31 protein-coding genes are annotated in these 25,731 nt (G+C 33.8%); 6 read left to right on the top strand and 25 right to left on the bottom strand.

All coding sequences use genetic code 11. The annotated features are described in order from the left end of the window. Nucleotides 1–18: 18 nt before the first annotated feature. Together AXA65_RS07385 and AXA65_RS07390 are read right to left on the bottom strand one after the other, a co-directional pair. A complete protein-coding gene (locus AXA65_RS07385; protein ID WP_063969482.1) occupies nucleotides 19–897 on the bottom strand; it encodes an IS982 family transposase in 879 nt (292 codons plus the stop codon). A 59-nt stretch (nucleotides 898–956) separates the two neighbouring features. Then, nucleotides 957–1,223 carry a DUF1294 domain-containing protein gene (locus tag AXA65_RS07390; RefSeq protein WP_063969483.1) on the bottom strand — a complete coding sequence of 89 codons (267 nt, stop codon included), beginning with the start codon at nucleotides 1,221–1,223 and terminating at the stop codon, nucleotides 957–959. A gap of 98 nt (nucleotides 1,224–1,321) precedes the next feature. Between AXA65_RS07390 and AXA65_RS07395 the strand changes: the two genes are divergently transcribed. Beyond that, nucleotides 1,322–1,678, top strand: coding sequence for a hypothetical protein (locus AXA65_RS07395; RefSeq protein ID WP_063969484.1), 357 nt, complete (start codon nucleotides 1,322–1,324; stop codon nucleotides 1,676–1,678). A 73-nt stretch (nucleotides 1,679–1,751) separates the two neighbouring features. Here the strand turns inward: AXA65_RS07395 and msrB are convergent, their stop codons facing one another. The 9 genes from msrB to AXA65_RS07440 all read right to left on the bottom strand — a co-directional run bounded on the left by msrB (nucleotide 1,752) and on the right by AXA65_RS07440 (nucleotide 8,719). Then, a complete protein-coding gene (gene msrB / locus AXA65_RS07400; RefSeq protein ID WP_063969510.1) occupies nucleotides 1,752–2,840 on the bottom strand; it encodes a peptide-methionine (R)-S-oxide reductase MsrB in 1,089 nt (362 codons plus the stop codon). Between the two features lie 10 nt (nucleotides 2,841–2,850). Continuing rightward, the gene (locus AXA65_RS07405) at nucleotides 2,851–3,303 is read right to left on the bottom strand and encodes a DUF417 family protein (RefSeq protein ID WP_063969485.1); all 453 of its coding nucleotides are present in this window, start codon (nucleotides 3,301–3,303) and stop codon (nucleotides 2,851–2,853) included. Between the two features lie 80 nt (nucleotides 3,304–3,383). Next, entirely contained in the window at nucleotides 3,384–3,656 is a 273-nt protein-coding gene (locus AXA65_RS07410) for a hypothetical protein (protein ID WP_063969486.1), read from the bottom strand. Between the two features lie 10 nt (nucleotides 3,657–3,666). Then, nucleotides 3,667–4,221 carry a sigma-70 family RNA polymerase sigma factor gene (locus AXA65_RS07415; protein WP_063969487.1) on the bottom strand — a complete coding sequence of 185 codons (555 nt, stop codon included), beginning with the start codon at nucleotides 4,219–4,221 and terminating at the stop codon, nucleotides 3,667–3,669. A 133-nt stretch (nucleotides 4,222–4,354) separates the two neighbouring features. After that, nucleotides 4,355–5,614: an efflux RND transporter periplasmic adaptor subunit gene (locus tag AXA65_RS07420; protein WP_086048112.1), complete on the bottom strand. Its 1,260-nt coding sequence runs from the start codon at nucleotides 5,612–5,614 to the stop codon at nucleotides 4,355–4,357. 217 nt (nucleotides 5,615–5,831) lie between these two features. Next, entirely contained in the window at nucleotides 5,832–7,139 is a 1,308-nt protein-coding gene (locus AXA65_RS07425) for a TolC family protein (protein ID WP_063969488.1), read from the bottom strand. Nucleotides 7,140–7,294: 155 nt separating this feature from the next. Continuing rightward, nucleotides 7,295–7,729: an OsmC family protein gene (locus AXA65_RS07430; protein WP_063969489.1), complete on the bottom strand. Its 435-nt coding sequence runs from the start codon at nucleotides 7,727–7,729 to the stop codon at nucleotides 7,295–7,297. 4 nt (nucleotides 7,730–7,733) lie between these two features. Next, nucleotides 7,734–8,045 (bottom strand): rhodanese-like domain-containing protein, encoded by a 312-nt coding sequence (locus AXA65_RS07435; protein ID WP_063969490.1) that lies wholly within the window; start codon nucleotides 8,043–8,045, stop codon nucleotides 7,734–7,736. Nucleotides 8,046–8,110: 65 nt separating this feature from the next. Then, the gene (locus AXA65_RS07440) at nucleotides 8,111–8,719 is read right to left on the bottom strand and encodes a Crp/Fnr family transcriptional regulator (protein WP_028123171.1); all 609 of its coding nucleotides are present in this window, start codon (nucleotides 8,717–8,719) and stop codon (nucleotides 8,111–8,113) included. A 489-nt stretch (nucleotides 8,720–9,208) separates the two neighbouring features. Here AXA65_RS07440 and AXA65_RS20555 point away from each other — a divergent pair, with 489 nt between their 5' ends. Then, nucleotides 9,209–9,433 carry an Arm DNA-binding domain-containing protein gene (locus AXA65_RS20555; RefSeq protein WP_086048116.1) on the top strand — a complete coding sequence of 75 codons (225 nt, stop codon included), beginning with the start codon at nucleotides 9,209–9,211 and terminating at the stop codon, nucleotides 9,431–9,433. A 127-nt stretch (nucleotides 9,434–9,560) separates the two neighbouring features. Here the strand turns inward: AXA65_RS20555 and AXA65_RS07445 are convergent, their stop codons facing one another. The 9 genes from AXA65_RS07445 to AXA65_RS07485 form a co-directional block, all read right to left on the bottom strand. Further along, nucleotides 9,561–10,016 (bottom strand): hypothetical protein, encoded by a 456-nt coding sequence (locus AXA65_RS07445; RefSeq protein WP_063969491.1) that lies wholly within the window; start codon nucleotides 10,014–10,016, stop codon nucleotides 9,561–9,563. A gap of 9 nt (nucleotides 10,017–10,025) precedes the next feature. After that, nucleotides 10,026–11,336 (bottom strand): hypothetical protein, encoded by a 1,311-nt coding sequence (locus AXA65_RS07450; RefSeq protein ID WP_063969492.1) that lies wholly within the window; start codon nucleotides 11,334–11,336, stop codon nucleotides 10,026–10,028. Between the two features lie 12 nt (nucleotides 11,337–11,348). After that, nucleotides 11,349–12,008, bottom strand: a complete 660-nt coding sequence (locus AXA65_RS07455) for a phage baseplate assembly protein V (RefSeq protein ID WP_317040339.1) — start codon at nucleotides 12,006–12,008, stop codon at nucleotides 11,349–11,351. A 256-nt stretch (nucleotides 12,009–12,264) separates the two neighbouring features. After that, nucleotides 12,265–12,741 (bottom strand): hypothetical protein, encoded by a 477-nt coding sequence (locus tag AXA65_RS07460; protein ID WP_063969493.1) that lies wholly within the window; start codon nucleotides 12,739–12,741, stop codon nucleotides 12,265–12,267. Next, the gene (locus tag AXA65_RS07465) at nucleotides 12,720–13,001 is read right to left on the bottom strand and encodes a hypothetical protein (protein ID WP_063969494.1); all 282 of its coding nucleotides are present in this window, start codon (nucleotides 12,999–13,001) and stop codon (nucleotides 12,720–12,722) included. The genes AXA65_RS07460 and AXA65_RS07465 overlap by 22 nt, the downstream gene beginning before the upstream one ends. Before the next feature lie 117 nt (nucleotides 13,002–13,118). After that, complete coding sequence (locus AXA65_RS07470; RefSeq protein ID WP_063969495.1) at nucleotides 13,119–13,748, bottom strand: phage baseplate assembly protein V; 630 nt, start codon at nucleotides 13,746–13,748, stop codon at nucleotides 13,119–13,121. 44 nt (nucleotides 13,749–13,792) lie between these two features. After that, nucleotides 13,793–14,200, bottom strand: a complete 408-nt coding sequence (tssD, locus tag AXA65_RS07475; RefSeq protein WP_063969496.1) for a type VI secretion system tube protein TssD — start codon at nucleotides 14,198–14,200, stop codon at nucleotides 13,793–13,795. Nucleotides 14,201–14,583: 383 nt separating this feature from the next. Next, a complete protein-coding gene (locus tag AXA65_RS07480) occupies nucleotides 14,584–15,906 on the bottom strand; it encodes an aspartate kinase (protein ID WP_063969497.1) in 1,323 nt (440 codons plus the stop codon). Nucleotides 15,907–16,640: 734 nt separating this feature from the next. Next, nucleotides 16,641–16,853, bottom strand: coding sequence for a helix-turn-helix transcriptional regulator (locus AXA65_RS07485; RefSeq protein WP_063969498.1), 213 nt, complete (start codon nucleotides 16,851–16,853; stop codon nucleotides 16,641–16,643). A gap of 351 nt (nucleotides 16,854–17,204) precedes the next feature. Between AXA65_RS07485 and AXA65_RS07490 the strand changes: the two genes are divergently transcribed. Together AXA65_RS07490 and AXA65_RS07495 are read left to right on the top strand one after the other, a co-directional pair. Then, the gene (locus AXA65_RS07490; protein ID WP_063969499.1) at nucleotides 17,205–18,452 is read left to right on the top strand and encodes a tyrosine-type recombinase/integrase; all 1,248 of its coding nucleotides are present in this window, start codon (nucleotides 17,205–17,207) and stop codon (nucleotides 18,450–18,452) included. A gap of 199 nt (nucleotides 18,453–18,651) precedes the next feature. Then, on the top strand, nucleotides 18,652–18,933 hold the full coding sequence (locus AXA65_RS07495; RefSeq protein WP_063969500.1) for a helix-turn-helix domain-containing protein: 282 nt from the start codon (nucleotides 18,652–18,654) through the stop codon (nucleotides 18,931–18,933). 395 nt (nucleotides 18,934–19,328) lie between these two features. On the opposite strand, the gene AXA65_RS07500 is transcribed toward AXA65_RS07495, so the two are convergent. The 4 genes from AXA65_RS07500 to AXA65_RS07515 form a co-directional block, all read right to left on the bottom strand. After that, nucleotides 19,329–20,447, bottom strand: coding sequence for a BspA family leucine-rich repeat surface protein (locus tag AXA65_RS07500; protein WP_063969501.1), 1,119 nt, complete (start codon nucleotides 20,445–20,447; stop codon nucleotides 19,329–19,331). Nucleotides 20,448–20,486: 39 nt separating this feature from the next. Further along, complete coding sequence (locus AXA65_RS07505; RefSeq protein WP_063969502.1) at nucleotides 20,487–20,771, bottom strand: hypothetical protein; 285 nt, start codon at nucleotides 20,769–20,771, stop codon at nucleotides 20,487–20,489. Nucleotides 20,772–22,089: 1,318 nt separating this feature from the next. Beyond that, entirely contained in the window at nucleotides 22,090–24,039 is a 1,950-nt protein-coding gene (locus tag AXA65_RS20140; RefSeq protein ID WP_063969503.1) for a phage tail tape measure protein, read from the bottom strand. Nucleotides 24,040–24,090: 51 nt separating this feature from the next. Continuing rightward, nucleotides 24,091–24,324, bottom strand: a complete 234-nt coding sequence (locus AXA65_RS07515) for a hypothetical protein (RefSeq protein ID WP_063969504.1) — start codon at nucleotides 24,322–24,324, stop codon at nucleotides 24,091–24,093. Nucleotides 24,325–24,514: 190 nt separating this feature from the next. Here AXA65_RS07515 and AXA65_RS07520 point away from each other — a divergent pair, with 190 nt between their 5' ends. Beyond that, a complete protein-coding gene (locus tag AXA65_RS07520; RefSeq protein WP_063969505.1) occupies nucleotides 24,515–24,694 on the top strand; it encodes a hypothetical protein in 180 nt (59 codons plus the stop codon). Nucleotides 24,695–24,807: 113 nt separating this feature from the next. Beyond that, the gene (locus AXA65_RS07525; protein WP_063969506.1) at nucleotides 24,808–24,993 is read left to right on the top strand and encodes a hypothetical protein; all 186 of its coding nucleotides are present in this window, start codon (nucleotides 24,808–24,810) and stop codon (nucleotides 24,991–24,993) included. Here the strand turns inward: AXA65_RS07525 and AXA65_RS07530 are convergent, their stop codons facing one another. Continuing rightward, complete coding sequence (locus AXA65_RS07530; protein WP_063969507.1) at nucleotides 24,994–25,590, bottom strand: hypothetical protein; 597 nt, start codon at nucleotides 25,588–25,590, stop codon at nucleotides 24,994–24,996. Nucleotides 25,591–25,731: the final 141 nt, after the last annotated feature.

A 25,731-nucleotide genomic window follows, 5' to 3' on the forward strand; every position in this document is an offset into this window, starting at 1 on the left:
TTTTAACCTGTTGTGCATTTAGGATAAATTAATTTTTATTTTGTTTAAACTTCTTTTAAATATAAAGAAATTAAGATATTGTATCATTGTAAAAGAAGTGATTTTAGAGGTAATTCTGGTTGCCAACCCTTCAAAAGTTTTTGCTAAATTGATGTGTAGTAAAAATTGTCCGCTCAGTTGTGATATAGCTGTTTCAATCCGTTTTCTAATTTTAGATTTTACTTTCGAAAACGATACAAATTCATGTTGATTTTTTCTCATTGGAACAGAAAGTTTAATGTTTGAGTAATTGAACAGATCAACCCTTAATTTTTCGCTAATATATCCTCTGTCGCCTATCAGTAAACAGTTTTTGAAGTTTTCTTTTATATCCTTCAGATAATTTATGTCATGAACGTTTGCCGGAGAAAAATCGAAGGAATGAAAAACACCGTTTTTGTCGCAGACAGCATGTAATTTATAGCCGAAATATCGTGTTTTTTGTGCAGCACAATATCCAAATTCCGGACGAATATTTTCTGTGGAACAAATTCCACTGCGATTTGCCCTACTTATTTTACATATCTCCAATGGTGTTGAATCAACAATAAAAACGTTTGTAAAATCAGAAAACTTTGCACTCAAAACTCTGCGTATTTCTTCTAAGTAGAAAAACAATTTTCGCTTTCTTCTGTTATAAACGCTTCTTTCTATTTTTTGTTCTAATTCTGTTTTTGAAATGTATCTAAACAGTTGTAATTCAGAGTTTATCGACATGTATTCTGCTGTAATATTTAAAGCTACAAGTTCTAAATCAGAAAGTTTTGGAACTCTGATCTGAGGTTTAGTCTTAATATGACTGCAAGTATTTATCAATTCTTCTAAAATAATTTTGTAGTTTTGAATAAGATTGTTCATGTATTTAAATGATTGGTAGTCAAATAAATATACGGTTTTTGAACCAAATGAACAATCTTTTATTGTTTAATTCCTAAATGCACAACAGGTAAAATAATAAAGATCTGTACTAAAATAATAATTCCAAATTTCCACAGAAAACTTTTTTTTGACACTTTATGTCTGAAAATTATCATTCCTAAAATAGCGCCAACCGTTCCTCCCAAAAACGTGAGAATCAGCAAAGAAAACTCCGAAATTCGTCTTTTATGTTGGGTTGCCTTCCATTTATCTAATCCGAAAACGGTGAAAGCGATGAGATTCATTATCAAAAATACATACAACATAACAGCAAATCTAAAACAAAAATAAATATTAAACAGTTTACCTTCTGATCTTAACAAGATAAAAAGTTTCTACATTTGTTCTCCTTAAAAGTAAATCAATGACAATAGAGGATTTAGTGGGTAGCTATTCTGTTCAGGGAAGCAATCAGGAGGCGAGTGAAAATATCAGTTATCACGGTATATTAACATTATCTCTCGATGAGAATAACCGCATTATTGCACAGTGGTTGATTGGCGACCACGAACAGAACGGAACTGGATTTTTTAAAAATGACATTTTAGTTATCAATTTTAATTACCAAGGTGAAGATTTTCGTCTTTACAAAGGAGTTGCTGTTTACCGCTGTATTAATGAGAATGTGTTGGATGGTTTCTGGTCAGAGAAGCACGGTGATCCATTATATCTTGGGAGTGAATATTGTGTAAAAATTAACACTTCTGAGTTTTTGAACTAATAGATTTGAAATAGATAACATAAAAAATGATCGGAATTTCTTCCGACCATCATTACTATTCCTGAAATATTTTTTACTTTTTATTAAGAAGAGAAATATATTCTCCATATCCTTTTTCTTTCATTTCTGCTTTTGGAACAAACTGTAATGAAGCAGAATTGATACAATATCTCAAACCACCTTTATCTTTCGGTCCATCATCAAAAACGTGTCCCAAATGAGCGTCTCCGGTTTTACTTCTCACCTCAGTTCTTGCCATTCCAATTGAATTATCGGTTTTTTCGTCGATAACATTTTTAGAAATAGGTTTCGAGAAACTTGGCCATCCACAACCTGATTCAAATTTATCGGTTGAAATAAATAACGGTTCCCCCGTTGTGATATCTACATAAATTCCTTCACGGAATTCTTTGTCATATTCATTAGAGTAAGGTCTTTCCGTTGCATTTTCCTGCGTCACTTTATATTGTTCGGCAGTCAGTTTTTTCTTTAAAACTTCTTTATCCTGTTTTTGATATTTAGCTTTTGGAAGCGGGTTTGCATTTTTTGCCATTTCAAATAATCCCGGCTCAATGTGACAATAACCTCCTGGATTTTTATCTAAATAATCCTGATGATACGTTTCTGCACTGTAGAAGTTTTTCAACGGAATCGTTTCTACAACCACAGGTTTGCTGTAATTTTTCGCTAATTTCTGAACTTCTCCTTTAATAATAGCTTCAGTTTCCTTGTCGGTAGAATAAATACCCGTTCTGTATTGGTCACCTCTATCATTTCCCTGCTTGTTTAAACTCGTAGGATCTATCGTTTTAAAATAAAGATCGATCAGAAGTTTAAGGTCAACCTGTTCCGGGTCGTATTTTACTTTTACCGTTTCGGCAAAACCTGTAGTATGACTTATAACTTCCTCATAAGTAGGATTTTTCTTATTTCCGTTGGCATACCCAACTTCAGTTTCTACAACTCCTCTGATTTGTTGAAAAAAATGCTCAGTTCCCCAAAAGCAACCGCCTGCAAAATAAACTTCTTTTACATTTTTAGCATTCATAGTGATCTCATTCTCTTTTTTAATTGATGAAGATTGTTGTTTTGCATCTCCGCAGCTTGTTGCGAAGACTGCAATTCCCAGAACCATTCCGAGAAATGTGAATATATTTTTCATTTTTGTTTTATTATGTGTGTTCATTTTTTCCATTTAAAAGCATTAAACCAAATCCTAAAAGCATCAAATCTTTAAGAATAAAAAAATCTGTAACCGGAACGCCGTCAACAATATGCCAAACATTAGGTATTGTAAAGAGGTAGCTTAATGTTACCAAAAAGGTAACCACCATTCCGATACCTGCAAACTTTTTAAGAGATGCAAATTTCACGCTAAAGATTAATAACAAGGCAATGATAATTTCTATCACTCCGATTATATTAGAAACCGCTTGGGCGCTCATAATATCATATACGAAAAACGTGAGAAAATGGTTTTCTACCAAAGGTTTTATCGCTGCTGCTTCGGTAGGCGTAAATTTGAAAGCCCCAATCCAAAGTAAAATAATTGCTGCCCCGAAAAGCGAAATGTAATAACCGATTTTGTACGTTGGCAAACCTTTGTGTTGTGATGTCTGTTGCATTGTTCTTAGATTTTTGAATTAATATTTATTATTTTCAAAACTATAGTCGCAACAATTACAAAATCCTGACAGTTTCTTTCTTAAAAATCTAGTTTTCTAAATATTTTATCTTTAAATTCCTGAATATCTGTATCATTCAAATCGTTTTTTTCTTCTCCAAACCATTTATTTTTTAAAATAGAATCTAAAATTTTCAGTTTTTCTTCATAAGCCTTGCACCATTTGCAAATCATTATATGCATAGAAAGTTGCCAGTTTTCTTTTGGCGAAATATTCTTTGCATTGCGTTTTTCCATCAGTAAAGTTGCTGTACTGCATGGTAAAAAGAAAATATGTATTATTTTTCTAAACATTTTTTATTCCTTATGATTTTGAAAACCAGTTAATTTCCAGACATTCTCTCAGCTGCATTCTGGTTCGTTGTAAAATCTTCCAAAGATTAGTCGTAGAGATATCCAATTCCTGACTCACTTCGGGTGCTTTTTTTTCTTCTAGATAATAAAGTTTCATCGGGATCTTCCATCGGGAAGGCAAATCTTCGATGCAATCTTCTAGACTTTTATTAAAATCCTGATTGTCCAGAAGTTCAGCTTCCGGGTTAGAAACATTCCAGTCATTTAAAACCGTATCATTTTTCCAGGAGCCTGTTTCGTCAAAGAAATGGTCGAGTTTAATCTGTGGTTCCGATTTGTATTTTTTACGGTAAAAATCAGCGACTTTATTGTTGAGAATCGTGTTGAGCCAAGTCTTAGGCGTACTTTTTCCTTCAAAAGAATCGTAGGATGAAAAAGCAGCAATGAAAACTTCCTGAACGATATCTTCCGCTTCAATGGTATCTGAAAGCAGAAAAATTGCTCTTCTCAGCAAAGATTCAGAATACTGTTCTATCCAGTTTTTTAAAGCTTCATTTTTCGTCATTTTTTTGATTGTATCTTTTCAGATACTAACGAAGGTAATAAGTTAAACGCAGAAGTGCAAAGTTTTTTATTAATCCTTTTTAATTTGTTCATCCAGAATTTTATGATGAACAGTTTTTAAATATAAAACCTGTTTAAACTTTTATTTTTCTGAGAAACAAGATAGAGAAAGCGAGATAATGTAGATTTGTCCAAGTAATATTCAAAGTCTCAAATCTTACTAATAAAGCTTTGAAGCTATCAAGCCATGCATTTGCTTTTTCTATTTTGAATCTTCTTTTATACAACTCATTATCAAAATATTTTTCATTCTTTGTATCCCTGTTACGAGGATTCCCTTTGATATTTCCAATAATTTCTTTTTTATACAGCATATCTCTAAGTTTTTTACTGTCAAAACCAGAGTCGGCATTAAGAAATAATCCCTTACACTCTATATCAGCAGCATTTTGTGAACTTACCACATAAACTCCCGTTAATTGTCCGTTTTCTACCAAAGCAGATTTTGGAATCATTATGTTTTCCTGAAAATCCTGATTGGTTTTTCCGGAATTTTTAAATGGAAACTGCACATTGACAAACATTCCCGGGAGCAATTCTTTTGATGCAGGAATATTGATTTTCACCATATATTGTCCGCCTGTGTTGGTGGCTGATTTGCTGATTTCGGAAACTGTTCCGGACACTGTTTTGTTGATCGATTTTAAGGTGACCTGAACGCTCATTCCTTGAGTAATCATTGTAATGTCTTTTTCTGAAACCAAAACCTGAGCTTGTAAACTTCCTGAAGATTCTATCGTCAAAAGTGGCATTCCCGGACTTGCCATATCGCCTTGCTCTGCAAATTTCGCGGTGATGGTTCCGGAAATCGGAGCGGTAATGTTGGTATATTTGTACTGTGAATTGACTTCGTTTTTCATTTGCTGGGCTGCCTGTAAACCGGCTTGAGCCATTTCGTAGCGTGCTCTCATATCGTCTAATTCTTTTTGAGACGCACTTTGATTTTTGTACAGATTCTGGAATCTTTCGTAGTCTTTTTTAGCTATATTATAACCAGCTTGAGCTTGGGAAATCTGCGCATTGGCTTGTCCGCCTTTTGCCTGAATGTCGGTAGAATTAATGCTTACCAAAGCCTGTCCTGCTGTTACGTTTTGACCAACTTCTCCACGCATCGAGGTGATATAACCCATCATTCTTGTAGAAACATTCACGGAATTTCTGGCAACCAATTTTCCTGTGGCGGTTGCTGATGAACCTGTGGAATTGGTAGTTGATTGATTGACTGTAACCGAAATGGGAGCATCTGTGTTTTGGACAGATTTTTTATCGTCGGACGAGCAGCTGCTCAAAAGAACTGCTGACAGAATAAGACCGGAATAAATATATGTTCTCATAATGTTGATTTTATTTGTTTTCTGAAACTTGTTGAATCGTCGTTTTACGATTTTTTGGCGGAACTTTAATCATAGCCCCCGATGGGAACGGTATCCTTTTTCTTTTTGGAAGGGGAAAAGCATTGGCAAAAAGAAAAAGATACAGTGGACAGCGGGAAATAGCTCCTAAAAAAAATACATTTCACTCTTTTTTAGATTGCTTCGTTCCTCGCAATGACTAATTTTTCAAAAATTTGTAATATTCTACAGCAGTGTTGTACTCGAAAATTGCCTGAATATGCTCTAATTCTTTCTGTGACATCTGGGTTTCGGAAGTGAGCAAATCTGCGGACTTTTCGAGCCCCTGATCGTAGCGGTTTTTTCGGATTCTGTAGGCTTCTTTGCTTTGTTCCCAAGCGAGTTTGGTGAGGTTTACTTTGTTCTCGGCATCCTGAACCTGTCTGGAAGTTTTATTGAGTTCCAGCTCGCTTTGTTTTTGGTATTGCAGAATCTCGGTTTGTGCTTTGCTCAGTTCGGCTTTGAATTTCTGCTGCTCACTTTTGGCTTTGAGACCGTCGAAAACATTCCACGAAAGTTGAATTCCGGCTAAATATCCGTTGGCATCGAACTGTGCGATTTTGTTGTCATACATTTCGAAGCTTCCGAAAGCATTGAGTTTCGGGAGAAATTTGGCTTTGGAAGATTTTATCATCAAATCGTAGGCTTCCAAAGATTTTTGGTAGGCTTGCAAATCTTTTCTGTTAATATTCAGAGTGGGATTATTTTCTACTATATTTTCCTGATATTCTAATGATTCTAAGGGCTTCAAGACTTTGTTATGGTAATTTTCATCCAACAGAAAATAGAGATAATCGGAGGCGTTTTTGACATTGGATTTGGCGAACTGTATGTAATTTTCAATTTCTTTCAGACGTACATCCATATATAAAACTTCTGATTTCTGAATGATACCGTTTTTGTAATAATTGTCAATCACTTTTTTGTTTGCCAATGTTGTTGTTCTCGCATTTTCTAAAGTTTCTGCCATTTTGTACGCCATTTGCAAGGTCATATATGCTTTTTTGAGTTCGAACTGAACGTATTCTTTGGTTCTTTCGGATTTTATTTTCAGGACTTCGGATTTTACCTGTCCGGCCTTCTTTTGATAAACTGCATCCATATTGATGATGGGTTGCTGAATTTCTAATTTGGTGGCAAAGTTGGAAATGCTTTTCGGAGAATTAAGATTGTCTGGATTGAAATCCGTCATCGTAATACGTTCCTGATTGAGTTTTGAACCAAATGCATACAACGGATTGTTGGTATTTGAAAACGTATAAGAGGCATTGATATTCGGGAGATACATCGCTCTTGTTCCCAAAAGTTCGGCATCGGCTAGTTCGGCTTCTTTTTGCGCCATTTTTACCTGAAGATTGTTATCCAGAATTTTTTGTTCCAATTCTGTTTTGGAAATCCTGATGGTATCTTGGGAAAATACGTTTTGAAATAAGCTTAATGATAAAATAAGTACCCAGACTCTTTGCATAATCTTTAATTTTTGACAAAGTTATACCGCTGAAAACTGTTGCACAGTAACCTTTATCACATAAGAAGATAATCTAGAACAACAATTGATTTCATTTTGGGGACAAAAAAAACCGCCATTAAAGACGGTAACAATTAAAAAACATACGGAGACATTTATTTTAATTTGATTTGAGGAATCATCGTGATTTTAGATTTCACAGAATTGGAAATCAAGCAATTGGCTTCCGATTTCTGCAAAACTTTCTCGGCTTTTTCTCTGTCTGATTCATTTTTGATGGTGACAACAAGTTCCAAAATCACTTCGGTCATCAGAAATTTGCCTTCAACCTGCTCCAGTTTTCCTTTAGATTTGCATTCAAAATTTTCAAATTCTAATATTGAGTTTTCTGCAATTGCGAGGAAAGTTGTCATCAAACAACTGCTTACTGCTGCGGTAAATAAATGTTCCGGCGACCAGATTCCTTCAATTCCTTTGGGAAATTGAGGAGGCGTTGCTATTTCGACATTTTGTAAAAGTTCCGGTGAAGACATTTCGCCTTTACGATCGTTTTTCCAAGAAATATCTACGTTGTAATAATGTGCTTCCATCGGATTATAATTTATTATTTAAACTACTCCATCCTCCGCCGTTGTGTACATTTTTGTAACCGTTATTCTCTAGAACATTCTTTGCAGAAGCACTTCTCATCCCCGATGCGCAACAGGTAATAATGGTTTTGTCTTTGTTTTTTAATTTAGAAAGATTGTTTTGAAGTTCGTTGACGGGAATGTTAATAGAATTTTTGATATGTCCTCCCGCATATTCGCTTTTGCTTCTTACATCCAAAATAAGAGCACCTTCTTTTACAAGGGCAGCGTAATCGGTTTTATCCATCCCGAAAAGGTTTTTTATTGCATCTAACATTTTATTGGTTTTAAAATTTATAATGCAAATTTATGGAGGAGATAAAAGTCAGTCAGTGATGTAAGTTACAATAGTGTAATTTTATTTCGGGAAAGTTTTATTTTACCTTCAGTTTCTATCTGTTTCAGGACACGGCTTACTGCTTCTCTAGTAATGCCGAGTTCGTCTGCAAGCTGTTGATGGGTAACGGAAAGTTCTTTTGATTTATACAGTTTTGACTTTTGGTCTAATAAATATAATAGTCGAGCATCTACTTTTTGGAAAGCAATTGAATTGACCATATTGACCAAATCCTCAAATCTTTTATGATAAAGCTCAAAAACAAAGGTAGACCATTCCGGATATTTTGTGAGCCATTCCTTGGCTTTGGGAAGTGACAGCATCAGAATTTCAGCGTCCTCTTCTACCACTGCCTTAACCTTGGAAGTGCCTTGAGTAAGCCCTGAAAGTATTGATGAGATACAACTTTCCCCGGGCGTAAGATAATACAAAAGGATTTCTCTCCCATCCTCTTCCGTTCTTACGACCTTCACACTGCCAGACATTACCAATGGAATGTAATTAACATAGGAGTTGATATCTAAAATAACCGTACCTGCAGGAAATAGTTTTAAATCGCCGGTAGCTGCAATTTCTTTTTTGAATTCAGGATTTGATATTTCATAAATATTCATACTCAAATATAGATATAATTATGGAAGGACTGAATGCATTCTTAATCCTAAGTTTCGTCGTACAAAAAATCCTCCCGTTCACTTTCGATTTGACTAAGATGAACTAGATCATCGATAAAAGTGTTTGAACATACGCTCGTCTTGCTCCCAAGACAGGATTATTATTTTTAAACCAATAATTTTTTTTGATACTGCCTGAATATTGTGGATGATCAAGATTTCCTTTATAAAATACCAGCCCCAATAAAAAAAAACAAACCATTGAATACCAGTGTATTAAATTATTTTATTATGGTCCCACCTAAGCTCGAACTAGGGACAACCTGATTATGAGAACGAAAAAGACGAGTTTCAATCTATTTCATTTAGATTCAAAGTCGTTGATAATCTTATAGTTAAATCTTTTGTTTTTTATTTTTGGTTTCATCAAGTTTCACAAAAAAATATAACATGTTGTACTCATGTTAAACTAAAAATCTGTCAAGATGAATTCTAGTATCAAAATTATTTGCAAAAAAAAATGCTTTAAAAAATGGTCTTTCTCCAATTTACTTACGCGTAACAATTAACCTGAAATGTAAGTTTTACTCAACACCTTATCATTGTAACCTATCTGAATGGGATGAAAACCAAGGGGAATTTAAGTCAAAATTTCGAAATTCACTACATTTTAATACAGCACTTCGAAAATTAAAGATTACGCATCAGATGTGATAAGCACTTTGGAAAGGGAATATGAAAGTTACAATCTAATTTTATTCGATAAATATTACTCATTGACTGAGAATCAAGGCATTTTGTTTGAGGAACTTTTGGGTTACATTCGATTGAAATAATTTAATTAATCAAGATCTACTTTAAGAATATTATTACGGGAATCCTGAATCACTTTTCCATTGATTTTGGCTGTAGAAACTCTGCATATCTCAACATTTTTATGATTAGAACCATCAATTGCCGTTTCTTTCAGATTCTTAAAATCATAGATCTTGTAAATTTCACCTTTGTAAGCGATTGTTAAGGTGTCTTGAAGCTTTAGATCTTCATTAATGAAATAACTAATGTGTGCAGTCGCAATTTCTTTATTTTGAGGAATTACAAGCTTTCCTTCAAATTTAAATTCAATCTCATTTTCTTTTAAACTTTTTGAATAAATGTCAATCCAGAAACCTTTCTTTCCTGCGGCGTAAACATCACAATCATCATTATCATAAGTCTTTACAACCGTTTTTTGGCAGGAAAACGATAAGAGTAAAACGATAAGATATGCTAGTCTACTTAACTTTAATATAGCCATAATAATTGTTTATGAAATGTTCCATAGAGACAGGTCGTTCAAATAATATGTATTTCCGCCCCAGGAATAGACCTTAAAATCTATTTTGTAAAAGGTTTCGCCTGCAGCGTTAAGATTGGGAAGTGCGAAAATTGGAGTTTCCAAAACCACCCAGTGATATTCCAGTTGGAACATATTCCAGATGTTATCTTCATCCGGAGAGATCAGATCGGAATCTATCATCAATATTATTTTATATCCGTCGGCAATCTGCTTATTGATATCCTCAATTATCTTCCACGTTGTCGGTTTATGATAATATGTGGATTTTTTGATGGGATTGTAGGTCCCGTTTGACTTAACTTCACTATATCCTAAGAGATCTTCCGAAAGACCGGTCATTACATTGGGCCAGTTGATAGCCCAAAACTCCTCGTCTCCGCCTTTGTAGAAGCCGTTTTCTGTATTTCGTACACTTGCCATTGTCACATAATCTACATAAGGCATTATGACATATTTGTTGAGAGCCTGTACCCAATGCTTCGGATAATCACTATCATTAGGGTTTTTGTTCAATACAACATCTGCAGGTTTGGCTGTATACTGATTGCAAGTGGCTTCTCCGGTTCTGAAAAGTTCTTTAGCAAACTGCTGATATTGAGCTGATCGATCTCTTGCAAATAAATAAAACAGACAAGCCATTCCGCATAGTGATGTTCCACTCTGATTGATGAGCCACGGTTTTCCGTCATCCACTCTCAATTTTATTTCGTCATTAATGATCTTTCCGTCAAACCATCTGAATCTGTTGTGCATAAAAATTGGCAACTTACCTTCAGAGTCAGCCTCTGAGATGTACGCCTTCATTTCCAGATTTCTACCACAATATCCTGTAGAACTAAAATTGATACTGATCTGCTTTCCTGTAAAATTTTTATTGATCAGAATATTCTCTGTGTGCTGGCCTGTTTCAGGATCTGTGTAGCTGAGTGCCCACTTTATACTGTTTGGATTTTTAGGTTCTCCGTTGGTAAATTCTTTAACCTGGAATGTGTAACTTTTATTGTACAAAACACCTTTTTGAAGTCCTGTTCGAGATCCGTCATTTGCAGACCCGTCATCCAGCTCTGTAGTGCATTCTATTGTTTTTACCCTTGTTTCTTCTATGCTCTTTCTGGCTCTGTTGTTTCCATTGTTCACGCCACCACCGCCATTCTGCACGTGTCTTCCACCAGCTGTATTTCTGGTGTATCTGCTTTCTGCAAGAATTCCGCCACTGGCATTTCCTCTTATATTCTTGGCAAAAATCTGGATCTGTCCTGTTTTATTTTGTTCTGCCATTTTGTTGAATTTTTAAGCGTTATGACCAATTTCTCCTGACAAATTATGAACTGTCTCCTCACTGTTTTGGATGTAATCTTTGGTTGCTGCCACCTCTATTCCTTCTGATGCGTTGGTATGAATATCTTTTGCATCATAAGAATAATTTTCAGTCGCTATTTTTAAGATATTGGTTGCATTTAGGGAATAGTCCAGTGTAGCATTTTTCCACATATTCATGCCGGCAGTTTCTGTAATATTCATTGTTACGCTAGTCGTCTTATTCATACCTACCGAGTCGCTCTGATTCATACCAACACTGGTTGTCATATTTTCACTCACATTGATATTCATATTTTTACAATTGAGTATCATCGTCTCCGGAGCCGTTATATTGATGTTGCTTCCGGTTGTATCCAGATGGATTTCGCTCCCCGATTTATCCGTAATAATAATACTTTCATCTTCCGTAAAAACAATTCTGTGTCCGCTTCTGGTCTGGATGGATTTTACGCGGTTATCCATTCCGCCGCCTAGTCCTATTCCTCCATAGAACATTCCGCCCATTACAAAAGGTCTGTCCGGATGATTGTGAACAAAACCTGCCATTACCTGATCGCCAACTTCCGGGATTGCTACATAACCCCTGTTTTGGGTGATTTGATCTGTTCCGCCCGCATCAGGACTCATCATTCTAATGAAATTGGTCGTATCGTGCAGCTGCCAGTCGAAGCGAACGGTGATTCATTCTGTCCCCAAAGGATCAGTGTTGGAGATAACGGTGGCAATTTGAGGTTGAGCGATTGGTAAAACAAACTCTGGTTTTGGCATGTAAACAGTGTCTGAAAACTTCCTTTGTAATGACCGAGGGTATCAATATCGTGGGTTACTCCGTCATCATTATTCTGGTGAAATAACTCGTTTTGGTGCTAAGATCTAAGTATTATTTTTAATTATTTCTTCTTTTTAAAGAATCAAATCTTATTTTATCTGAGGGTTTAATATCAACTTCAAAAAATATAGGATAAGTGGCTATTTCTGTTTCAAAGTAATAAATCCTGTTTCGATCTGCGTAAACATTGTTTGAATACTTTTTAAAAGTAACTATATCAATTACATTTTTAAGCCCAACAATAGAATCATTTTTCAGTGCCATTTCTTTAACAAAAATATATGGATGTTTTTGACAATTACTTAATTTTTTTTGATTTTCAATTAGTTGAATGTTGTTTACTTTTAAATATAAATTGTTTAAAGAATCTTTATACAACAAATGTTGTTCGTTTACTTTTTTATACAAAGTTGAATCATTTACACAATCTTCTTTTTCTTTTCTTGCGGATAAATTTTGTTGTGGTGAATTACAACCAAAAAAGAAATATAGAAAAATTAAGAATACTGAAATTATTTTTTTTTGATTTTCCATAGTTTAATATCTTTCGAATGTTTAGGCTTACTCGACCAAAATTTTTGTTCTAAGAGTAGAAACTTCAAATCGATTTGATCAAAGGATATATTTTCTTCATTTACATAACCTTGATCCAATATACTGAATTTTGCATTGCAGGGATCAGTTGCTTCAACCCACTTCTTTTCTGTAATTTCTTCGAGTTTATTCCCACAAATGATAGTTTCTTTGTTTATGGTTTTAACAATCATGTTTTTTGATATTTTAATAATTGCCATAACTAAAAAAGATTAGATTGTTCACCACTATTCCATTCTATTGTTTTTGCACTTTGCATCGTCATATTTTCCTTTGTGGTATTTATGTTTATTTCTCCAGCAAATGTTTCAGAGCTTTTAGAATTTCTTAAAAATTGTTTCATCTACCATTTCCGTTCTATTGTTAGACATTTCCAACCTATTTCCTGTTGCGGTTTCCGTTATGTCATTTCCCGCTGAAATTCCGATATTATTTCCTGAACTTGTAGAGATATTACTTCCAATGGTGTTGCTCTGATTTTCGCCAACGCTTGTAAACATATTTTTCCCAACATTAATATTAAAATTTTCCCCAACGTTAAAATTCATATTCTTTGGTGCGGTAACATCTATATTTCCGGCTCCGTCCATATACCAAATATTTCCGCTCGGATCTTTTACCGTAATACTTCCCTGATTTTCGGTATCATTGATGATTATTGTGCAACCGCTTCTTGTTGTAATACTTTTTAGATGATTTTGTTCTTTACCGCCTCCTGCAATTTTTACGTAATATAATCCACCCATTACAAATGGTCTGTCAGGATGATTATGTACAAATCCTACCATTACCTGATCACCAACTTCGGGAATAAAAACAAAACCTCTGTTTTCACTTACCGCCTCACTGCTTCCCGCATCAGGACTCATCATCCGAATAAAATTGGTAGTGTCGTGCAATTGCCAAAGCAAAAATCCTGATGAAAAATACCAAAATTGGATCTTCATCAGGATTATTTTCAATGATTTGGTGTAGAATTGATAATCAAAGATTATTTTGCTCCTGGCCAGATTCCATCATAAGCGGAGTTACCGTAATCGATCTTCTCTGCACTTATCACGAAACTGATGAACATATTATCTTCATTCAAAGCATCATAATCAACTTCGTGTTGGATCACATAGCCGTTGTCCCATTTCAAAGTAGTGAGTGTTCCTTCTTCGTGAGATTTATTGAAGGTTACTTCGCCACTTGTTGGTTTGTATTTTCCATTAAGCAAGCTTTCCAAGATTCCGGAATCTTCTGTAGCTTCTACGGTGATTTTGATCAGTGCGTTAGAAGGGTCTGAGGCCACACGGCCGGAAACATCGGTATTTCTGGAAACTCCGTAATTAAGTTTAAGGATTTTTTGTTCTGCTCCGCCGTTGAATTTTAGTACAGCTCTTGAATTGTTTGCCATGATTTCTAAATTTTAAATATTAATATTGAGTGATTTTTTTCTTGTTTTAATATACCAAAGATAGAACCAGGACCTTATTTTTTCAATAGTAGAATTACTACACTTTTTGAAAACTTTAATAATTCAATTTTACAGCTAAAGAACTGGCGCTGAAGGCAGAGTTTGGTATTTTACGTCAAAATCTTTTATTAATAATTTGTAGGATTTTGGAGCAATCAGATAGATTGTTGTGGAATCTGACTTGTCGTTATTTATCTTTAAATCGTGATCTGATATTATTTTAAATGGGAAAAAGTTATTTTTATGTTAAAGTTGAAATTTGGTTACTCCTCTATTCAAAAAACAATAATCGCTGCAAAGATAAGATCACAGTCTGCCACTTTTTAAAATAATCTGTGATGCAGGGATCTTAAAGCTTCAATTTTATAAGCAGATGGAACCAATAAAGAAATGTTGTTCTCACTCCCACCATAAGAGATCATTCGTATTGGGATATGTTTAACTGCTTCAGATACAATGTTGGCATAACCATGATTGTTTTTATTAAAATCCCCTACAATACAGATGATGGATTGTTCATTATCAAAATCTACGGTGCTGAATGATTCTAGTTCTTTCAAAATTTCAGATAGATGCTCGGTCTGATCTATAGTCAGTGAAACGGCAACTTCGGAAGTAGTGATCATGTCAATCGGCGTTTTAAACCTTTCAAAGACTTCAAAAACTTTTCGAAGAAAACCATACGCCATCAGCATTCTGGAAGACTGGATGCGAATTGCCGTAATACCGTCTTTAGCTGCTACTGCAACTATTTTGTTTAGGTTGCTTATTTCTCCAGAGATCAATGTCCCTAATGCAGCAGTGTTCATTGTATCCAGTAATCTCACAGGAACGTTATATTTTCTTGCAGGAAAAACACTTTGCGGGTGAAGGATTTTCGCCCCGAAATATGATAATTCAGCGGCTTCATCAAAACTAAGATGTGCAATAGGTTTTGTATTGCGAACATGCCTTGGATCATTATTATGAAATCCATCGATATCTGTCCAGATCTGGATTTCCTCAACCTGCAGAGCAGCACCTATTAATGAAGCGGTGTAGTCAGATCCTCCCCTCTTCAAATTATCAATCTCGCCTTTAGGATTACGACAAATAAATCCTTGTGTAATAAATAGTTTTTGACCATCAAATTTCTCCAATTCAGCAGAAGCGTTCATTCTTATATAGTCTATCAATGGCTCATCATCTTCATCAATACGCATAAAATCCAGTGCGGATATTAGCACTGACGAAATGCCCTTTTCTTTCAAATGCAGATGAAAAAGAGTTGTTGAAATAATTTCTCCTTGAGCTAAAATGATACGTTCCTCTTTAGCAGTAAACTCGTTACCATCTTGAAATTGATAAAAAAGCTGAAAGATGACATCAATAAAAGCCATTGCTTCGGCCACTCCAGCTTTAGTATTGAAAAGTTGCTTTACAAACTTTTTATATTGCTCATAAAGTATATCAATATGTTTTTTGGCAAGATCGTTTTCTTTTTTATAAAACATCTCTGATAATTTTACAAGGTCATTTGTAGTTCCTGAGACTGCGGACAAAACGACCATGTGTTTATCTGTCGGCTGGGATTCTATGATTGGTAATAGTTTTTCGATTCTCTCCGGGCTTCCAACAGATGTCCCGCCAAATTTCAATACTTTCATAATAGATTTAAATTGTTAGTAATTATTGTAAAAAAAAGGAGCTTGTCGTGATGACAAGCTCCTCTATATTTTGATCTCTAACCAAAGGAAAATGACTCACGGCGTTCGGCGTAAGTACTGTTTCTTTGCTTTTTTAAGGTTAGATGATATCATTTTTATTTTTTGCTGGGCAAATATACAAATTTTTGTTAATCATCATAAAATAACTTATCGTCTCTGATAAGTAAGTATGAATCTAAAAACTTCATATGCAGTGTACGTCTTCAATCAACTTTCCTTGATAAGATCGATTGCCAAAATGAAGGTGAGTGTAAAAATTACGTTGCAGAAATTTTTAAAATCCTTTCTGAATCTATCACAAAATCTTTGCTTAATTCTTGGTTTGGTCAAAAGACAAACGAAGCCAACTAAAAACAACTATCCCAAGTCTGTTTATATTTAAAGGTAAATTACCAAGGGCTTTAATTATAAATATTTGACAAAAATATGCTAGTATCTTGTCTAATTTGACTCAAATGACTTAAATCACAAATAAAAATGTTTGTAGAGAACCTATTTAATAATTATTTAGTTCTACAATTCTTTCCAAATCTTCCACCAAATGTTTCGATATCTCTTCGGTTATGGGTCCAAGACCGTAGTAAATTAAAAAATAATGGCTAGCAATCATTTACCATCTAGAATTTTCTGCACTAATCACTGTGAATTTGTTCTATCGAACGACTTTTATTTTTTTAAAGCCACCAATCAATTTTCTCACGATCAAGAAATAATAACTTGTCATTTGGTTTAGAAAACGGTATAATCTTATGATGGACAAGCTTATAAATATACGAAGGTTTAAATCCCGTATATTTAGATAGCTCTTGAACATTTAGTATTTTTTTTATTCCCAATAAATACTGTTCAATCTCTTCTAGCTTTTCAAATATTTTCTCATTTTCCATAATGTTTATTTACACTAGTAATAATAAAGCATTAATATATTGATCAACCAGAATTGTAGTAATGGGGAATGATTGTCTTTCAAATGGAGACTAAATTACAAAATTAGATAATCATAACTGTGTTACCTATGTGTTACCCACTATAATAAAAAAAGCACTTACCGATTGTAAGTGCTTTGATTTGAAGAGTGGTCCCACCTGGAGTAAATTTGGTTTTTAACTATTTTTTATTTATTTTTACTACTGATTATCAGGTAGTTATGAACACTCTTTAATAGGTTTTAATATGTATTAATTGAATTCTATTAAAGGTTAGCCCCCCTTTCAGCCCCCTATTAAAAAGTAGTTAAAATGAGATATTATTTTGAATTGAGAAAAGATAAAATCAATCTAAACGGATTGATTCCAATGCGTTTAATAGTTAAAAATGGCAATCATAGAATAAGAAAAAACTTAGCCACTAAAACGTTACTTGATGATTGGAATAATGAGTTGCAAATTATTATAAATCACAAGGGAAATCCATTTTATGAAGATTATGAAATTTTCAACGAAATTATAGCTAGCGAAGAGAAGAAGGTTGAAAAAATATTTTCTTTTTTCAAATATAATGAATTGTCATTTACTGAAGCATTATTAAATGAAAAGTATGAAGGTAATGATGTTAAAGTGGCTATAGGATTTTTCGATGCGTTTGATGAATATATCCGAGTTTCCAGACTGACAAAAACAAAGGGAACAATCACAAAATATGGCTCTGTGAAAAATTTCCTGATCGCATTTGAAAAGTATACAAAATTCGAATTGAGACTGGATAATATTGATTATCAATTTGAGGAAATTTTTATGGACTATTGCTATAATGAAAGACAAACATTGAATAACTACTATGCTAAAATTGTCAAAACATTAAAGGCATTTTTAAATTGGGCTTTCGAAAGAGGATATCACAGTTCATTGAAGTTTAAAAAATTAGCGGCTAAAGAAGACGAAATTGAAGTTGTTTATCTCACTGCAGAAGAGCTGATGCTACTTTATAACCATAAGTTTGACAATGCTTCTATGGAAAGAGCAAAGGATATGTATTGCCTGCTGGCTTTAACCGGACAGAGACATTCTGACATTTACGACTTAAATGATGTTTCGGTATCTGGCGACTATTTAACTTTTGCAGTTAAAAAAACTAAGACAGTACAGCATCAGGTATTCTTAACAGAATTAGCTAAAAGACTAATTGCAAAATATGAGGATACAATTTATTACCCCATCCCAAGGATATCTTCACAGAAATTAAATGAAGCGATTCAAAAATGTTGTGAAGAAATTGGTCTTACCGAGGAAGTTCAATTAACACGTTATTGTGGCTCAAAAAGATTTGACGAAACATTTAGAAAATGTGATATAATTACAAGTCATACTGGCAGGAAAACGTTTATTACTAATAGTTTGTTTCTAGATATTCCCGAAAGGATTGTTAAAGCACAGACCAACTCCAAGGACGAGAAAAGTTTTAGAAGATATGTTAAAATATCAGAGCAACATCATAAGCGGGAGCTTGATAAATGGAATGTATTAGCTATAGATGACAATAAAAATTAAAACATTTTCAAAATTAAATGGGTACCATAGAACAAAAACAAGTGAAAAAATGATAGCATAAATATCTGGAGAGATATGTGTCAGAGATATGTTCAGTTTATTCCATAATGGCCAAAGTCAGACAAACCAAGTAAATAAAAGTCATCATTAAATTATTCTATTTCTTAATGTGAATTTTGAATCTAATAAAAATAAAAAAATGGCTAAATTCATCAAAGACGGTTTACAGTCAAAGTCTGAAAAAGAACTGCAAATTGAGGTATCAAATGATGATATCCTATCCCCCTACTATTACCCACCGCCAGAAGATCAAATGCGTCAACGGGAAGTTGCAGAAATGTTTAGCACGACAGTTCAAACAATCATTAACTGGTCTTCTTCTGGCAAAATTCCTACATTCAGGATTGGTAAAGTTCCAATTTACTCCCGTAAACTTCTTATTTATATTGCCAGAAACAATCGTAATCTTTTAAAATCGTAAAAGATTTGTTATTTGTTCACTGACATTCCAACTGATCTAGATAAACAATTAATTCGCTCATCATATTTCCGCCGGCAAATAAGGTTAGCCACTTTTGATATTATCACGCTTCTGCATGTTTACTTAGTAGATGTCCGATTCAAATATAATCATCTAGCTGCGTTAGATACAAATTATATCTGGGTCAATATGGGTAATTATTGACCGGAAGTATTTTTTCACTATTAATTATGAAAAATGATTGTGACTTTGAGGTTTTTGGAATATTTAATTTTGCTGAATAAATAGATTCTAGTTTTACCAAAAAGTAAATCATTTTATACAATGAAATCTGAAAGGGTTTTTGTATTCAAAAAACTTTTCCCAACCTTATAATTTAAAGAAATAAAAAGTAATTAATCTTTGATAATTTTTTTACTACTACTATCTCCAGATTTTGTAGTGCTAGTAATTATATAAATTCCCTTTTTAAGATCCGCAATATCAACCGATTTCCCGGAAGCAAAATTTTGTTTTACAACTTTCCCCGAAACATCTGTTATTTTGATATTGGAAACTTCTTCCGAAAAATTGAGAATGCTATTGACCGGATTTGGATAAACGCTCAGACTTTTATTCTTATTTGTGAAATCGTTTGCTGCGAGATTTAATATGCATGCCGGATCAAAAGAATCTCCTGAAATATTCCAACCTTTTCCAATTACCAACTCTGTTCTATGTGTTAGCCCGGCAGGTCCGTATTTTACATCCTGTGCTGACATTATAATATTGTTAGGTGTAATGTTATTCTCTGCCCAGCCTTTTAAAGTCCTACTATAATTTTCACAACTCATTCCAGAGCTTGTGAATAGGTTTGTTAAATCCACGCCAATTTTCAGGGGCCACTTTCCTATGTTTTGATCAAATGCTTTTGCGTCACGAAACATAACCAACATACTTGTTACATTAGATGTGTTCCAGTTTCCGATATCGTGGTTGAATGCCAATGCATTTGAAAACATACCATACATAGTAGTCACTTTTCCGGTGTTCCAATTCCCCATAATTTGGTTATAAGCTGTTGCACCCGAAAACATAGCTTGCATATCGGTAACATTTGATGTGTTCCAAGCTCCGATGTTTTGGTTAAAGCTTTTTGCATTACCAAACATTTGCAGCATACTGGTTACCTTCCCTGTATTCCAACTTCCTATATTTTTGTTGAAGACATATGCATTGACAAACATAGTAGCCATATTAGTAACGTTATGTGTGTCCCAATTTCCAATATCTTGGTTGAATGATATCGCATCGCGAAACATACCATACATATTACTGACACTTCCAGTATTCCAGCTATTGGCACTTGGGATTGTAGTTAAACTCTCGCAAAAATAAAACATGTGATACATATTTGTTACGTTTGAAAAATCCGGAATATCTGTAGCGGTAATTTTTAAATTTTTACACTCATAAAACAAATAGCTCAAATCTGGAATCCATGACACCGTTCCCCATTGTTGGAGTTCTGTCAACTTGTTACGGAAATTACTACTTGGCGACAAAAAGTTAAATTAGAACATAGCAATAGGCGAAATTTTTACAATATATTCCCCTACCGAAGGAAAAGTAATTATTTTTGACGTAAATGTTCCCAAACTCCCTCCGTTTCCATTACCCATTATAGATGCGTCGCCAACTTTTGTATAAGTATAGTTATATGATCCGAATACAGGAATCATTATCTGTGTGGAACCATCGTTGTTAATATTAGTGTTCCATTTGGTAATTATAGGGCTTTCTGCTTTCAACAATATAGCAAAGATTAGCAGTAAGCCAAAAAGAATCGTTTTTTTCATAATTATAAGTTTTTTGTTGATAAAGAAAAATTAAAAGTTTTTAGTGGAAAGTCAAAAAATAAACAATGGCTAATATTCTGAAAATCAAAGTTACACCAAACTATTCTTATCCGCATAATCAGGTTCTCGAAATATAAGCCATGATTGCGAATGCCCGAAATTACTCATATAAAACTGAAAAATGAAGCAGAACAATATTCTTAAAACTACATCTATGGAAGAGAATATCCAAAGTTCGCCACAAATTCCGATACAGAACTTAAGAGTTGCCTGTTTATTAAGTCTATAATAAATCAAAGACAAGTGAAGGACAAATGATCTCAAAACCCTAATAACTGCCTAAAAACTAATCAAATATGACTAAATAAACTAATAAAAAATTAAGTTTTTCTTTAGTTTATTTTTAGGCATCTTGTAAGGCTGATATTTTTGTAAATATCTATTGAAAATGTTTATGATAAAATTGAGCATATATTCTTAAAATCTCTGTAATAGATATACTAATTTAGCGTCCAGTAGGAGTTAAGCATAAAACATTAATTTTTACCTATGAAACTAGAGCGAAAAATCTACTATCCTGCTTTTAAGGCCAAAGCCCGTTAAATTGAGCAACGAGCGAATTAGTATCTCAGAACTCGCACGTGAACTAAGAACGCAGTCACATTACTTATAAATGGCGCAAAGAATACAAAGAATTTGGGGAAGGCAGCTTCCCGGGAATGGAAATTTAAAACTAAATTCTACTTCAATTTTAAATCTTCAATATCGATATTAGTAGAAAACTTTATCGTAAAAATATAGGATCTATGAAAGGTTCAAGCTGATCAGCTCTTGCTACCAACTATTCGATAATTTATATTTCAAATAGGAAAATCACTAAATTATATCGTTTTGTTTTGCTATTATGCATTTAATAACATTCATTGCTTCGTTATATAAAGTTACCTACTGCTTTTTAGCAAGGTTTTGACGGCCCTGAATATGAGCTGGATATTTTTTCACAATCTTGAGGTATCAATTCGACAACTTGTTGGATTTCTATTAGGTTGACAAAATTCAAAATAATGTATATCTAATCTCTGTTCTTAAATTTTATTTTCTTAATTATTTTCTCTAATTTTTAGTGATGGAGCTTTCCAATATCCATACAAATTAAATTTTCACTTTTTACAATATATAATCGGCAAATCTAAATGTAAATAATCGTAAAACAAAATGTGAAGAAAAAAGACACAACACACTACTAAATTTTAGGAATAAAACAGTTTTAAAAGCCATTTAAATCATCTGTAAAATGCTTTTAAAACTGTTTTTAACATTATACTCCAGCAGTTATTGCCGTTCCAGTAAGTCTTAATAATTCATCCAACAACTCTTGTCCCACTTTCTTTGTTGCATCGGAACTTGATCCTACATATTGTTTGATGCCATTCATTTCTTTAACCTGAATTGTGATGTAATTATGCTTTGTTCCACCAGTTGCAATTGAATCAGATGTTTTTTTAGCTTCTTTTCCTGCTTTACCAGATCCGCCACCGCCACCAGCTCCGCCAGTTCCAACTGCTCCAGGAATACCCACAGGCGTTGCGATACCGTTCGTAGGATTCGTTAAATCTATTTTTTTTAACCCTTTAGTATATGAAGTTGAATTTTTATCTCCAAGTGTCATAGCTCCATCCCAGCCATTTGTAAATTGATTATACGATTTTTTCGCTGTATTAGCTCCCGTTAAATCTTGCGTTGCTTTCATTCCAATTTCCCAAGCTTTTTGCCAATCACCTTTAAAGAAAGCCATTAGAGTTGCACCAATACCTGTAATACCAGAAACCATATCTTTTATTCTATTGACTACAAAATCTTTTATAACAGTTCCAAATAATTTTAAACCTTCCCAGCCTTTGAAAATTACTTTCCTAAATCCTTCAAATTTATTCCAGCAAACGACTACTGTGGCTGAAAGTGCTGCGACTCCTGCAATTACTAATCCTATTGGATTTGCAGTCATTGCAGCATTCCACAACCATTGCGCACCAGTAACGATGTTTGTCCAAAGTGCTTGCATCTTTTGAGCGCTTGTTAGAAATCGAATAGCACTTGCAACACCAGTGTAGAGAGGTGCTAATCCGGCTACCATTGTAGCGGTTTCACTGATAACAGTTGCATAGCCCATCATCCCGTTGGTTGCATTGAAAAGCGACATTTTGAAATCATCCACTTGCGCCTGCAATCTTGCATTTTTTTCAGCCGGCGCTTCCATTACAATGGCTGCCTGCTCACAAGCTGTTTTAGTTCCTTTTACAGCATTCGTCAATCTATCAACTTCTGATATTTGCGAGATAAGAGCCATCGCAGCATTTGAATTTTCTTTTCCAAATGTCGCAGACATTAAAGCGGAATCACTTAGAAGTGATTTTAAAATATTTAGCCCTTGTGATAAAGATTTTGTCGGATCGTTAAGGGAACTAATATTAATATGAAGTTTTGCAAATTCCTCTTGAACTGTTTTAGGTAAAAAACGCCCCTGCCCTAATGTTGCTAGTACATTTCGCAAAGCAATTCCGCCTTCACTTCCTTTTTTTCCAGCCTTATCAAGAACTTGAATTGCAGCATTGGTTTCTTCAAAGGAGACATTCGCAGATTTTGCCGCCATCCCTGTTTGTTCAAGAGCTTGTTTGATCTGTGGAAGCTCCGCTGAACCCTGACCAGCTGCTGCTGCCATAGTATTCATCATTGCTGCCATAACTTGTGATGCTTTTATAAGATTATCTAATGATATTCCGTACTGATTCATTGCTGTGGTTAAAACTTCTGTTGCAGATGCAGTATTACCACCCATAAGTTTCGATGTATAGCCTACAGTGTCACCCATTGATTTGAGAGCCTGAGGGACTTTCGCAATCTCTGGTGAAAGTTGACCTAATAGAAGCTTGTAGGATTCTATCCCATTTGCTGCTGAACCTCCAAAGGTTTTTGCAGATGATCTCGCATAACCCTCAATTTCTTTTAGTTTTTGCCCAGCCACACCTGTCATTGCCTGTAAATCTTTCATAGATGATGATAGGGTTAAACCTGGTGCATTAACACTGTTTATAGCGTCTGAAACCCTGTTTACTTGATCGATAACAGCGGTAAGTCTAATAGTAGAAATTTGACTTTGGATACTTTTGATCATGTCCGTTGTCTTCTGTTGAACGGAATTTACAGATGCAAGTATTTTCTGTTGTCCTTGCATCTGTAATACAATATTATATAATAAATCGTTTGCCATGGTTTGTTTTTATTTGTTTTGCTTTGAATTCTAAGATTCATAGCAATTGAGCTATTTTAAAATAAGATCAGAGTAAAAATACTCATCCTTAATATTAGTACTATCATTTATAGAAATTAACTTACCTCTACTATCTGCAATTTCTAGTAATTCGTAAAATTGTTTAATTTCATTATTGGCTGATAAATGAAAAAATAAAGTTGATAGTAATTGAGCATAATTATCTGCATCACTTCCGGAATAATCTCTGATGCTTAATTTCTGAAATAATTCATTTCCTGTCATTAGTCAATCTTTTGAAGTTCTCTGTCAATTGGAGTATTTAGAATAGTGTTTAAAGTTGTTCTGCTGATCGGATAAACTGGAAAAATGTATTTGCGTAAACAACTGTATCTGGAATATCTTCGGTCTTATGTTTTAGATACAGATCTCTTATGTTTTTATACCGGAATAAAGTATTTTTCTGCATTTAAAAATGGCTATTAGTTTTTGTAAATATCTGAAAATAAAATCAATATATTTGCTAAATATGAGCAATGAAAATAATTTTAAGGGGATTGATATTTCAAAAATTACCCAAAATGATTTAATATCTGCTTTTCCGGAATTCTTACCTCTTTTAGTTTCTACTACGGAAAATTGTGATGATGATTAATTACGAGTGATTGAAGTTTTGACATTCTCGGAACATTATAATATTTCAGAACTTACCACAAAAATTAGTGAATTTTATCAAAATAGTTATCCGGAATTATTCTAAGAAAAAGTATGCTAGAGAACATTTATATATCAGATCGATTTTTCACCATTCAAGAATTAGAAAAATTTGAGTATAAGATTTCAAGTATAGCTTATTCATCGTCAGCTGGAGAAATTGATTTTTCTAGTGAAAATGAAAAAACCTTTTTACTAGAAAAAGGTTATCCAAAAATATTAGCTCGGTTTTTCGCCTAATTAATCCTTTAAGATTGCACCCTCATTCTTACAATCTGCAATTAACTTATTTAGAAAATAGTATATCGTTCTTTTTGACTCCAAAACTGTTATGTTATTCTTTTTTGAAAGTGTATAGAATCCCGGAGCAAAAGCAGCTGCATAATCTTTAAAAACATCAAGGTTCTGCGTTCCTTTGTATTCAATAAAAAAGTTTCTCAAGCTTAGTACTGTTAAAAGGTTAACCCTGTACTTAAAAGCATTCCTTAAATTGACCATTTTATCGTGACGGCAATAGTAATTTATCACATTTATAATATCCGTTTCGGTTGGTGGCTCTACTATAGATAATTTGGTTTGATATTCTAGATTTGATAGGTTATAATTCTTCTTGTTTCCGTCCTTAAAAATAATATGACCGTTTCTAATCGGAATCTTTTTAAATGTCTCTAGCATCAACTTTGCCAAATTTATGGGTTTATCTTTATACGTAAAGTACCCACGTTTACCCACTTTAAAAATTTTATTTGTTCTAATATTTGTTACCGTTCCTAATCGGTCAATATTAATATCAGGAATACTTGTATTACTCTTCATTTTATTTTTTGCTTTTTTCATCTATGCTTAATTTAATACCAGGTGTAATTGTTCTACGTCCACCAGCTTCAGAAAATGATGTAGTAACTGAATCCACATTATAAACCCCATCCTTTTCCGGAAAATCTTCATCGTTTATAATAATAACCCGTAGTGCATTAT

This window comes from Chryseobacterium sp. FP211-J200, assembly GCF_001643375.1.
Classification (GTDB): Bacteria; Bacteroidota; Bacteroidia; order Flavobacteriales; family Weeksellaceae; genus Epilithonimonas; species Epilithonimonas ginsengisoli.